Raw genomic sequence first — 13115 nt, forward strand, 5'->3', positions numbered from 1 at the left:
TCGCGCGCTCCAGGGACGCTCAACGTCCCTGCTTCCACACACACCCACCCGCCGGGAGGCGGTAGCAAAGGTCCCTTGCTCTCTCTTGGGGTGGGGCGCGCAGGGCGACCCTCCTTTAGTCGTTCACGTATATGAACTTCAATCATGTCCTTGACGCACGTTCGTAAAGAGGCTTAACGTCTAGCCCGTCGCCGCCACGACCGAGCTTCGATCCCTCGACGAGGAGGACCACGGATGCGTGTTCGTGAGCGGGTTCTGGCCATTGCGACCGGTGTCGCCCTGCTGTCGACGCTGGCGGCGTACCCCGCACAGGCCGCGACGGTCCGCGTAGGGACTTCGGAGCAGCTCACGGCGGCGCTCGCTTCGGTCACTCCAGGCACCGTCATCGAACTCGCGGCCGACACGACCTTCACGGGCAACTTCAAGGCGGCGAAGAGCGGCACGTCCGGCAGCCGCATCACGCTGAAGGGTCCGCGAAGCGCGGTCATCAAAGCCTCGGCCGGGCGCACGCTCGAACTGACCGGCAGCTACTGGAACCTGACCGGCTTCACCCTCACCGGTGGCCAGAAGGGCCTGATGGCGACGGGCGTCAAGAACACCGTCGTCGACGGCATCAAGGTCACCGGTGTCGGCCATGAGGGCATCCACTTCCAGTACACGAGCACCGACAACGTCGTGAAGAACTCAGAGGTGACCGACACCGGCCGCGAGTACGCGGGCTACGGCGAAGGCATCTACTTCGGTTCCGCGAAGGGCAACTGGCCCGGCGGCACGCCCGACCGGAGCGACCGGAACAAGGCGCTGAACAACAAAATCGGCCCGAACGTGCGAGCCGAGTCGATCGACATTAAGGAAGGCACCACCGGCGGCGAACTGCGCGGCAACGTCTTCGACGGGACCGGGCAGAGCGGCGAGCACTTCGCCGACAGCTGGGTGGACATGAAGGGCAACAACTACGTGGTCGCGGACAACCGAGGCAGCAAGGTCTTCGTGCACGACGCGACCTACGGCGGCTTCGAGGTCCATGTCCAGCTTGACGGCTGGGGCCGCGGCAACACCTTCTCCGGCAACACCGCGGACGTGCAGTCCTCCTACGCGTACGGCTTCTATCTCGTGAAGGCGGCGACCGGGAACAAGGTCTGCGCGAGCAACAAGGTGACCGGTGCCGGGAAGGGATTCGCGAACGTGGCCGCCACGGCGGGCTGCTGACGCGACCGAAGACCGGGGGCCCGCTCAGCCCGGCGGCGGGGGCGGGCCCCCACCCTTCGGACACTCGCCGATTCGGGCAGAGTGTCCTTATGGACGACCTGTACCCGCCGATCCACGTGCGCGCCGAGGGCATGCTCGACGTCGGCGACGGGCACCGGATCTACTGCCAGGAAGCCGGGAACCCGGACGGCAAACCCGTGGTCGTCCTGCACGGAGGCCCTGGTAGCGGCATCTCCTCCATGGCGCGGCGGCATTTCGATCCCGAGGCCTACCGGATCATCCTGTTCGACCAGCGCGGCGCCGGCCGCAGCACTCCGCACATCGGCACGCCGGACGTCGACCTGTCGGTCAACACCCTCTGGCACCTCGTCTCGGACATGGAAAAACTGCGCGAACGGCTGAATCTCGACCAGTGGCAGCTCTTCGGCGGCTCGTGGGGCGTGACCCTCGCCCTCGCCTACGCCGAAACCCACCCGAGCCGCGTCAGCGAGATCATCCTGCGCGGCGTCTTCACCGTCCGCCGCAGCGAACTCGACTGGATCTACAACGGCGGCGCCGCGAACCTCTTCCCCCGGGAGTGGGAAGCGTTCCTCGCCCCGATCCCCGAAGACCGCCGCGACGACCCGCTGTCTGCGTACCGCGAGCTCGTCTATCACCCCGATCGGGCGATCCGGGAGCGCGCCGCCATCGCGTGGAGCACCTGGGAAGGCGCGATCGTCTGCCTGCGCCCGGACCCGGCCTTCCGCAACCAGTACGCCTCCCCGGACTTCGCGGTCACCTTCGCGCGGCTCGCGCTGCACTACTTCTGCCATGGAGCGTGGCTGAAGGAAGGACAGTTGATCCGGGAGGCCGGGAAGCTCACCGGGATCCCTGGCGTGATCGTGCAGGGGCGTTACGACGCGGTGTGTCCTCCAGTGACGGCTTACGAGCTACACCGGGCTTGGCCGGACTCGAAGCTGGAACTGGTGGAGGCGGCGGGGCACGCGGTGACGGATCCGGGAATGCTGGCGGCACTTCGGGAAGCGACGGATTCTTTCCGGTCGACGTGATCAAGTCTCTTGAGCCGGAATCGCCCGCGCCGCATAATCGAGGACTTCGCCCCTCTCCTGAGGCCCTGGGGACTCGAACCCTCCTTCGAGGCATCGCGGATCTCGTCTTCCAGACACCCCTGATCGCTCTGACAAACCAAGTTGCCCTCTCTAATACCCACTGGCGCCACTGCCAGCAATCTTCCGCCAGCTTCTTATCCGAGGAAGGTTGCCGACGCGCGAGCGTCTATCGCAGCAGCAGCGGAATCGCGCTCGAGGAACTACAAAGGCCGCGTGCTCATACGCATCACTAGCCCCGACCGCCTTGAGCACATCCCCTTGCCTAAACCAGCTTCAAGATCCTTCAACGCTTCTGCCACCCGGCATCACTACCACGAATACTCAAACAAACAACGTTGCTCCAAACCGGGTTGCCAACCGACAGGCGCAGGTACTGTCGACGACGCCAGAAACCCCTCCCAGACATGTCAGCGGCCTTCACTGGCCAAGCGGACACCCACCGACATTCGAAGCGGAATCGTAGCCATCAAGGCGTGATATCTCAGCAACCGTTCGCCGGGCTCGACAGGCGCCGTCAGGCTATGCCGGGGGGAATATTCGACGAAAAGAGGTAGGTTTTATCCCAATCATTGGCAATGAGTGCGCGCATGGCAGCTTCGAATCCGTTCGCAACTCTCTGAGTGCCGGCATCGCCGGCGATCAGTATCTCTCCATCTTCAGCAAGAAGTATTCGATCTTCCGTTTCGCTTGCCAATCCTACCGGCAGGACCGTCTTCCCAATGCGCCGGATGTCATTCCTGACATTCCGACGCGACACCGACAGCGCACAATCGACCACCGTGGTAAGTCCAGTTGTGGCAATTCCCGAGTCATTCCGATAACTCCATTCGACAGTAAGTTCAGAGTAATTTTCAAGGAACTCCCGCAGCCACGGTGTCACACCGTAGTCTTCTTCTCTATATCGAACGCAGGCAGCATCGACGTCGACCGATCCCACCTCGACGGAGATCGCATTCCTCAACGCATCTTGCAGGCCAGCCGCACGAGGCCTTCCACTTATCTCGGTCATCCCGTCAAAACCTTTCCCACCGCCTGCGGCACCCAGACCTGGCAGTTCGGGCACATCTTGAACTTCTTGCCCTTCTGATTCAAAGTCACAATATCAAGGTTCCTCAACTCTGCTCCATCGCCGAGCGCATTGCTACACATACGCGCCTCCGCACATACCCCCGCTGGGCGGCCTCCCGGGTGCTGCGACACCGACGGCAGCCATGCCTCGACTCCTGGAGAAAGCCCCTCGCTGGATCCACTGTGCCCCTTATAGATGCGCCCCGTTTCACGATCACGCCCGATAGCGAATGCTCCCGGCAGATCCTGCCCCTCGGTCAACCCGGCTTCGACCTCTGCGATGTACTCCCTGCCTATAGCCATCAACTGGCTCTTGAGCGCCGTGTCGCACAAGTCGTCGTTATGAGTGAGGACCGGTGTCTGACCTGCGACAACGAAGTATGTGTGGTCGGTGTCGACGGTCAGGTTGTAGACTCGCCGCACCTCCGACCACGACCGCGTCCCCGTGACGGTGGCATCCCGATGGTCACCGGTCTCCAGCCGATGACCGGCCTTCAAATCAACGGCGTGAGACCATCGCTTCTCCGACTCCACCCAGAACGGATGCTCATCCGTCGCCACCACAGACCCACGACCGGCCTCACCCGCGACACCGACCTCCACCAACGTCCGCTTACTCGCATACGAACGGGCATCGGTCACCACCCGAACCGCGGAACGCCCCGTCGTCGGATCCTTCGCCAGGACCTTGTCCCCGACCTTCACGTCCTTGATCGGCTTACGGGAACCGTCACCCATCACGACCAGGGTGTTCGGATCAAAGCTGTTCTTCGACACACAGCTCGTATCCGGACCGCTCGACGACTCGTCGTGATGCTTACCCCGCCCCTTGTTCCGCCCGGCCAGACCACCCAGAGCGGACAGAAGATCGTCAGGAGAAGCCCCCGACTGAGCGACCTCGGACACCGCCGTCACGGTCTCCGCGACGTTCTGGACGACGTTCCCGTCCCCTACCACCTGCTTCTTGAAGAAGTCGAAGACCCGGCCGGCATCCTGCACATCCGCCTTGAACGCCTGCACCACCCGAGCAGGCATCAACGGAGACGACGACACCAAATCCGTCCCCTTGAACACCGGCTTCAACGCCGCCTTCAACGTCGGAATCGGATTCCGCTTCGCCGTCCGCTCCGCGGCACCCCGCGCGGCAGCCGCAGCCGCCTTCTTCTTCGCCAGGATCGCCGCGGCCCGCCGAGCCGCGGCAGCGGCGGCCGCGGCAGCCGCCTTGCGAGCGGCCGCTACCGCGGAAGCCTTCCGAGCGGCGGCCGACGCGGCGTCATCGACGCCCCGGCGAGCGGCACCGGCGACATCATCGCCATAGCGACGGCCGAGACCGATCGCGTCGTCGGCGTGGCGGCCCGCTCGCCGGCCGTTGCCGATGAAGTCGCCCGCCTTTCGAGCCCACTTCGCCGCGGTCGCGGCGTTGCCACCGAACGGGATCGCGCCCGCCGCCGACCAGGCGGCGTTCTCCCAGTCACCCTCGGCCGCGTAGATCGCGGCGTTCGCGAGGTCGGCGATCTCGCCGATACCGGGGATCATGCCCGCCACGTCCAGGGCGGTGTGCACGATGGTGCCCGCCTTGTCCCACAGGTCACTGAACCAGCCGTGGCCATCCGGGTCGAAGTAGTTCAGCGGCGAACCCAGCACATACGAGTACCGGTTGGAACTGATCGACGGCGAGAACGGAAGATCGATGCTGTCGCGCGAAGCGAAGGTGCCGGAACCCGGCTGGTACCACCGCGCCCCCATGTTGACGTTCCCGTTGTCGGGATCCGTCCAGTCGCCCTGGAAACCGACCGTCCGCGAAGCACCGGTCGACGCGATCCGCTTGCCGTACGGGTCATACGCCGTAGAGTCGACGACGCCACCCGACGCGGGCGCCAGCGCGCCGACGACGTCACCGTGCCGGTCGGAAAGCGTGAGCCGGGAATCGGCTCCCTGCGAGAGCGACACCAATGAGCCGTCAGGACTGCGGCCGAAGCGCGAAACACCATCGCTAACCGTGTCTCGTTCCATACCCGCGTACGAGAACTTCTGTCCGCCTCGGGTGGCGAGCCGGTCGAAGTCGTCGTAGGTGTATTCGGTCGTACCGAACTTGACCAGCCTGTCGAAGGCGTCGAAGGAGTACTTCTCCTCCATGCCAGACGACGTGCGTGAGCTCAGCGAACCGCGCGGCGAGTAGGCGTACGTGTAGTCGCCGTCGGCGAGGACCCGGTTCCGCTCATCGTAGGTCGCGTTCTTGTCACCCGCCTTGACCCGGTTGCCCGAGTCGTCCCAGCCGTACTCGGTCGACTTACCCGACGGGTCCGTCCAGGAGAGCATGCGCCCCTGGAAGTCGTACGAGTAGCTGTTCTGACCGGAGCCGGCCAGCCCCGCGGTCGTCTTTGTCTTGACCCGGTCGTTCGGGTCGTAGGTGTAGGCGATCGACGACAGGACGGTGCCGTTCGCTTCCTTCAGGACATCGGACTTCGGCCGTGCGAGGTTGTCGTAGTCGTAAGTGCGGACGCGACCGGCGCCGTAGTCGACCGTCTTGACCTTGCCGGCTTCGTTGTAGCCGTAGGTCAGCTTGCCGCCGGTCGCGCCGTCGGTCACGGAGTCCAGACGGCCCTTGAGGTAGCCGTAACCGGTAGTACCGGCGGCATCCTTCCGGGTGATGACGCGCCCGGCGTTGTCGTACTCGAAGGACGACGCACCGGAAGTGCCGGTCGCGGTCAGCAGACCACCGCGGTCGTTGTAGGTGTACGCGTCGCTTCCCGCCACCCGCACACGACCGTCTGCGTCGTAGGTCCGCGTCTTGCCGGTGGTCTGCGTCTCGGCGCCCGAGCCGGTCTCCGTGAGCATCCGGTTCAGCGCGTCGAAGGTCCGGTCGCGGTTCACGTTTCCGGGCGCGGTCAGCCGGGTCGCGTTGCCCGTGGCGTCATAGGACTGCGTCCAGGTCCGATCCGCCGCCGCGGGGTGTGCCGCGGTGGACGGCTCGACCACCGACTCCGGCAGGTTCAGGCTGTTGTAGGTGAAGACGGTCTTGTTCGATCGGCCGTCGGTGAACCTGGTGCGGTTTCCGGCCGCGTCGTAGCCGAACGACGTCGTGATCGTCTTCCCGTCCGCGACGGGCTCGATCTGGCTCGACAGCCGGTTCGCCGCGTCGTAGCTGAACGTGGTGACCCGCTTCTCCCAGTCCTCCGACGTCCGCATGTTGCCAGCGGGGTCGTAGGTGAACTTGCGCTCCCGCAACACCGGCTGCGAGCCGGTCCACTGGCCGTCGACGTCGAACTCGGAGATCACGCGGCCGGCCAGGTCGTAGTTGAGCCGTTTCGTGACGCCCGCGCCGTCGCTCGCCCGGACCAGCCTGCCCTGCCGGTCATAGCCCCGCTTGGTGGTGACCCCGGCCGGGTCGACCGCGGTGATCAGCTGGTTCAGCTTGTCGTAGGTGTTCAGGCTCTTCTCGCCCGCCGGATTCTCGACCGCCACCACGTTGCCCGCGTCGTCGTGCCGGTACTTCGTGGTGTACGCGGCAGGCGTCGGGAATCGCTCCACCGCGGTCGACGTGGCCTTGCGGCCCAGTTCGTCATAGGTCGCTTCGACCCGGGCGCCCGTCGGCGAAGTCGCGGACAGGGGCAGGCCGGTCATCGTGTACGAGTACTTCCAGACCCCGGCGGCCGTGCCACCGTCCTGTGGGTCGTGCCGTTCCAGCAGCCTGCCGAGCTGGTCGTACCGCAGGTCGGTGGCGTGCTGCCGGGCGTCGATCTGCTTGATCACACGCCCCACGGCGTCGTAGCGGATCTCCTTGGTCGGCGTGATCGGCGCCGTGGCACCGGGCGGTGTGTACGACGGCAGGCTCGCCTTCACCAGCTGCCCTAGCTTGTCGTACTCCGCCGTGGTGACGCGGCCGAGCGGGTCCTTCGTATGCGTGACCGAACCGAAGGTGTCGTAGCCGGTGACCATGGTCGCTTGCGCGTCCACCGGCGCGCCGCCGTTCGACTCCGTACGGACTCGCGGACCGGTGGCCCGGATGGGCCTGGCCAGCTGGTCGTACGCCATCGTCGTCGTGTACTGGGACGACGACTGGTTCCCACGAGGATCGGTGACGGACACCGGCATGCCGCGTTCGTCGTAGTCCCAGGTGGTGGTCAATCGTTCCAGACCATTGTGGACGGTCTGCTTGATTCGCTGGCCGGAGGCGTTGTATTCGAATTCGGTGATCTCCGCGGTGTTCACCTGTCCGCCGCCGGTGTTCGAGGGACTACCGGACTTCTCGGTGCGGATCACATTGCCGCTGCGGTCGTAGGTGAACCTCGTGCTGCGATCGAGTCCGCCAGGGTCTTCGATCGACTGTGTGAGCCTGTTGACCGTGTCGTAGTCGTAGGTCGTGGTCCGGTTTCCGGCCGTGGTCTGCTTGGTCAGGTTCCCGGCGCCGTCGTAGCTGTTGTTCTCCAGCACGAGGTCTCGAACGTATCCGGTGACCGGATCCTTATAGCCCTCCGCGACGACCTGAGCGACCAGATCGTTGGCGTAGTAATTGTTCCGTGTCGTACGGCCCATCGCGTCGACGTGCAGGATCTGCCGTCCGGACTCGTCGTACCGGAAGGACTCGAGCACCGTCGGCTTCGAGTTCGCCGGGTCGGTGTCCCCTTCCCCGTCACCGGGCCGGCCGTCCCCGTCGGCCGGGTCGACCACGCCACCGTGCCAGCCGTGCAGGCGCACCTCGGCGACTTCATTGCGAGCCGTGTAGGCATAGGACTTCTTCACGCCGCTCGCGTCGATTTCGAACATCCGGTTGCCGAAGACGTCGAAGCCGTACCGCGTCCCCTTGCCCCCGGGGTTGACGAGGTGCACGAGACGGCCACGATCGTCGTACTCCCGAGTGGTGACGCGGGCCGGGTCGCCGCCGGCGAGGTCTGAAACCTCCTCGCGCTCGATGTTCCCGTCCTTGTCATAGGACGTGACCGTCCGGGCACGATGCTTGACACCGGTGACGGCGTTCGTGGTCTCGGGCCCTGTCTCGGCCTTCACTCGCGAAAGCGCGTCGTATTCATAAGTGGTCGTGATGCCGTCGGGATACGCGTCCACGTAGATCGTGGAAGAGATCCGCCGTCCGGCGGCGTCGTAGACGAACCGTGTCCGCATTCCGGACGCTTGCTGGATCTCGCCCAGATCACCGGTGCTGTAGTACCGGAAGTTCGTGCTCTCACCCGTCGCGCTCACCGTCGACAGCAACAGGTCGGCCGGCACCGGGACACCCACGTTGTCGAGCGGTTGCTCGGTACCCGTGGTGTAGGTGTGCACGACCTCGCCGCCGTCGGGCATCTTCTGGTTGAGGAGGTCACCCTTGGCGTTGTAGAGGTACGTGGTCAGGTACCGGTTGTCCTCGGCGTTCGTGGACCTTCCGTCCCGGCTCCAGACGACCTTGTCGTTACGCGGATCGAGCGGGTTGTCCTGGCTGAAGTGGTAGCCGAAGTATTCGGTCTGGCAGCGGCCGGGCAGCAGGCACGTCCGCTTGCTGATGACGTTGCCCCGCTGGTCGAATCCGAGCGTGACCTCGTTGAGGTTCTCGGAGACGATGGTGTTCTGGTTGCCGTCGTCGTCGTAGTCGTAGGTTCGGATGCCGTAGCCGACTTCCCCCGCGGGCTGCCCGGCCTGGTCTTCCGGACGGACACCGAGCCCCAGCGGAGTGACCGTCCGCAGAATGCGGCCCCGGACCGGGTCGTAGTCGAAGGTGTGGTTGCGGTTCCCCGGATCGGTGAACTGAACCGTGCGGATCAGATTGTTCTCTTCACCGGTGATCACCGGGACGCCGAGCCGCCAGTTCCCGCCGTTGCGGTCGGTGTAGCTCTTCACCCGCTCGCTGACCGTGTCGTATTCGACCTCGGCGGCGATCTTGCCGCTGGGCAGGGTGATCTTGCTGAGCCCCTCGGACGGCTGGGCAGCCTGGAACTGCTCGCGGACCGCGTTGTCTCCCAAGGGTTTGGTGTAGACGGCCACCTCGTCGATCGCTCCGGCGAAGTACCCGTGGTCGTTGCCGGGCTTGGCGGGCCAGTTACCGGAGACGAAGCCGGCGCCCACGTACGTCTTGGTCTGGTTACCGTGATCGATCACGCCCTGCTTGGTCGCGACCTGGACACCGTCGAGGTAGAGCCGTTGTGTCGCCAGCGATCCGGAAAGCACCACGTGGTGCCACTTGTTGTCGTTGACCACACCGGAAGTGCTCATCGGCGCGGTCGTGCCGTCCGAGAACTGCCCGTAGAGCTTTCCGTTCGTCCCGACGTACAACGCCGGGGTGTAGGCGTTCTGCAGCGAACCCGAGATCTCGTTCTGCTGGTAGCCCAGCAGGACACCGGCACCACTGGTCTTGAACCACAGCCCGACCGAGAGATCCCTGCTCTTCTTGATCGCCCCGTCCGGGAGTTGCAGTACCGAGGTCGACCCGTTGAAGGTCGCCGCGGTGTCGGCCGAACCCGGCACCGCTCCCGCCGTCCCGAGCACGACGTTCTTGTACTTGCCGTTGTCCTTGCCCCGGTTGAGCGCCACCTGGCTGACGGCGGTGTCGCCGTTCTGATCACCCAGTCGCCAGTAGCCGTCCGGTGCCGTGTCGTTGACGACCGTGCGGAACCTGGACTGATCGGCGTAGTCGTACCGGGTGACGTTCGCCAGGGGGTCTTCGACCTCTCGCAACCGGTTGCCCTCGTAGACGTACTTCCAGTTCCGGATCTGGCCGTTGACCTCGGTCGCGAACACCTCGGCGACCTTGCGGTCCTGGATCCGGAAGACGAGTTGCCGCCCGCTGGCCAGGTCGAGGGCACGGGTGAGAGCGTCACCCTCCCAGTAGATCCTGACCCCGCGCCCGACGCCGTCGGCGTAACCGGTCAGCTTGCCCTCGGAGTCGAAGCGATACGTGGTCGCCGACTTGTCGGTCAGCGACCAGCCGCCGTCCGGCTCGGCTTTGAAGCCGGCGAACCGGCCCTGCGGCGGCGCGTAGGTGCCGTCCGGGTTCAGCCCGAACCGCAACTGCTGGCCGTCGGGATAGGTGACCAGGGCGTTCCCCACGTAGTCCCGGACCACGCGCATGTCGTACTTCGTCGCCCATCCCGTGCCGAACCAGTGGTCGCGGCGGGGATCCAGGGTGTTGTAGGTCCGGATGACACTCAGGCCGGGGCCGGCCGTCGGCATCTGGACATCGACCGCACTGGAGTGATAGTTGCCGACCATCGGGTCGAAGTCACGATCGGTCCCGCTGTGCGGGGTCATGGCCATATGCGACGTGATCGCCGGCTGCGGGACCGCGCTCAAGATGGCGCTGAACGGCAGCGCCTCGCTCTCGCTGGTGCCGTCGAACGCGAACGAGCGCCAGAGATAGATCTTGTTCCAGAACAACTTCTTGTCCGGAACCGTCCAGGTCGGACTCGTCTGGTGCGCCGAGCTGAAGCAGTTGACCGGGTTGTCGTCCGCGCCCTTTTCGCAAACCTCGAACCGGTACTTCAGAGTGCTGCCCGCGGGCGGGTCGACGTCGATACCGCTCGCCCACAACTGCGGGGTCAGCGTCTGGACGGAGGCGCCGTTGAGCGGGTACTGCTGCTTGATGAACGGCGGCACGTCGTACACGTCGAGACCGATCCGAGCGGGCGCGACCTGGTGATCGGTGAAGTAGTCACCGGGCTTGCGGAGCATGCTGAAGTCGAGGAGATAGCTGCCCACCCCGATCGGCTTGATCTCCGCGTCGAGTGTGACGGAAGCGCCGCGCGCCACGTCACCGGGAAGCTCGGCCGCGATCTGGGATCCGAGCGGGTTACCACTCCGGTCGTAGACGCGGTAACCCAGCGCGAAGTCGTTGCGCGACCAGGCCTGCGCACCGCGGTTCGTCACGGTGATCTTGACCTTGCCCGAGGCCGCGCGGGTGACCGGCGGTTCCGGTGTGGCTCGGTCGATGCGGTAGTCGGCGTTGTAAGGCGAGTGCGTCACGTAGAGGCGCGGGGGGTTGGCCGTGCCGAAGCCGGTGAAGCGCTTCCACGCCGCCGGGTCCGTCGGCGCCTGAAGGGAGAGACCGTGGTTCGGAGCACCGCCCGCCCACTGCTGGACGAGCTCCCGGCCGCCGACGCCCAGATCGATCAGTTCGTGGGCGGTCGGGCAGTTCGACCTGGTCGCCAAGGGGGCCATGTACCCGTGCGAGAAGACCCCGCCACCCAGCGCACCGCCGATCGGGGGCGTTCCGGAGGAACCCCAGTCCGCGGTGACCGGGTGCACGCTCATCGGACGGGGTGTACAGGAGCCGGACCAGAAGTTGGTCAGCTGCAGCTGGGCACCGAAGATCCTGTTGTCCTTCAGATCTCCGCCGATGCCGCCGAAGCGCAGGTAGCTCGAAGCGGTCTTGCCGCCGCTGCGGCCGATGCGCAACTCGCTGGCGTTGATGTGCCGAGTGCCGTTCTCCACCATGAGGTTGCCGGTGCTGACCGACTCCTTGACCACGGTGGGATCGACCCGCACGGGGTAGACCCTGGCCGGGTCCCGCAGCCACGCGGAGTCGAGTTCCACCCGGAGGATCTGCTTGCCATCACGGCTTCCGAGCCGGTAGGTGACGCCATAGGAGGTCGCGGGGTCACCGCTTTCCTGACGGCTGGAGTCGAGCATGTAACCCGCCGGGACACGCAGGACGACCGCACCCGCCTGGTCGACGAAGACCACCTGGCCATCGGCGATCCTCGCCTCGAGTCCCTTCAGATCCAGCGCGAACTCCCAGGCATGGGGAGCGTCGGGGTTCTTGAGGACGAACCACTCCTTGGCCGCGCCCGCGGTGAATTCGACCCGCATGTCGGCGTTCGGCAGAACGTCGGCGTACCCGACGGCGTTGCCTTCCGCGCGGCCGGCTGTCGCCCGCGCACCCAGCAGGGTGAAGGCGGCCTCGTGCCCGGCGCCGTCGCTCACCCGCATCGAGCCGCTCGTCTGTCCCATGTGGACCTGGAGCTCGTCGCCCGCCTTGCGCCATCCGCCTGCCTGGTCGGGGACAGCGCGGGTGTCGACAGGGCCGAACCCGCCCTCCGGCAGCGGGAAGTTCAGCGGATCCTGGCCGTAGACGGTGGTCTGCGTACCGTCGGGGTTGTCGTAAACACTGCTGTGCGTCGTGCGCTGCTGCGGCAGTTCCTTGCTGGCCTGCGCGTCGAAACCACGTACCTGGGCGGCGGGCGGCGGCACGACTTCGGCGCTGCTGCGCTTGTCTGAGGCGGGTTCCGGAAAGGAGATCGGCGGGTACTTCGACTGAAGCGAAGCGGCCGTCGCCCGATTGACCGCGGGCGTGGCGGCGTTGTCGGGGGTCGGCCGGTCCGCGACGCCTTCGGCGGATCCCGACTCCTGCTTCGGGGCGTCCGCCACAGCCGCCGCACCCGCCTCGTCCGACGACGGAAACCGCTGCGAAGCCGCCGGCCCCAATGTCGCGACGAGTGCGACGATCAGCAGCAACGCGAGCGTCACCCGGAGTCTTGCGCGCAGGACAGGTCCACGACGGATCCGCTTCATGACTTCCCCCCTTGGGATGCCCACCCAGGACAGCCCTCGGCTCCTTCAGAGCAGGTCGGCGAGTTGATATTGCTGGGCGGCGAGACGTCCGGCAAGGTCTTTTACCGATTTTGGGCCGAATGGCCGTGGCCGAATGAACACTTGTGGATGGCCGAACGATCATCGATCATGTGTTCGATGAGTTAATTTGCGCGTTAGCCGAAGATGAGCTAGATCACAAATCTTCGCGAG

4 protein-coding genes are annotated in these 13115 nt (G+C 65.7%); 2 read left to right on the plus strand and 2 right to left on the minus strand.

The window, feature by feature from the left end; translation table 11 throughout:
• The first annotated feature begins 234 nt into the window (after positions 1-234).
• Both LCL61_RS38775 and pip read left to right on the plus strand, forming a co-directional pair.
• Positions 235-1209: a hypothetical protein gene (locus LCL61_RS38775; protein WP_340684333.1), complete on the plus strand. Its 975-nt coding sequence runs from the start codon at positions 235-237 to the stop codon at positions 1207-1209.
• Between the two features lie 89 nt (positions 1210-1298).
• The gene (gene pip, locus LCL61_RS38780; protein WP_340684334.1) at positions 1299-2258 is read left to right on the plus strand and encodes a prolyl aminopeptidase; all 960 of its coding nucleotides are present in this window, start codon (positions 1299-1301) and stop codon (positions 2256-2258) included.
• Positions 2259-2832: 574 nt separating this feature from the next.
• Here the strand turns inward: pip and LCL61_RS38785 are convergent.
• Positions 2833-3327, minus strand: a complete 495-nt coding sequence (locus LCL61_RS38785; RefSeq protein ID WP_340684335.1) for an SUKH-3 domain-containing protein — start codon at positions 3325-3327, stop codon at positions 2833-2835.
• On the minus strand, positions 3324-12884 hold the full coding sequence (locus tag LCL61_RS38790) for an RHS repeat-associated core domain-containing protein (RefSeq protein WP_340684336.1): 9561 nt from the start codon (positions 12882-12884) through the stop codon (positions 3324-3326). Before LCL61_RS38790 ends, LCL61_RS38785 begins: the two co-directional genes overlap by 4 nt.
• Positions 12885-13115: the final 231 nt, after the last annotated feature.

Source organism: Amycolatopsis coloradensis (assembly GCF_037997115.1).
Classification (GTDB): domain Bacteria; phylum Actinomycetota; class Actinomycetes; order Mycobacteriales; family Pseudonocardiaceae; genus Amycolatopsis; species Amycolatopsis coloradensis_A.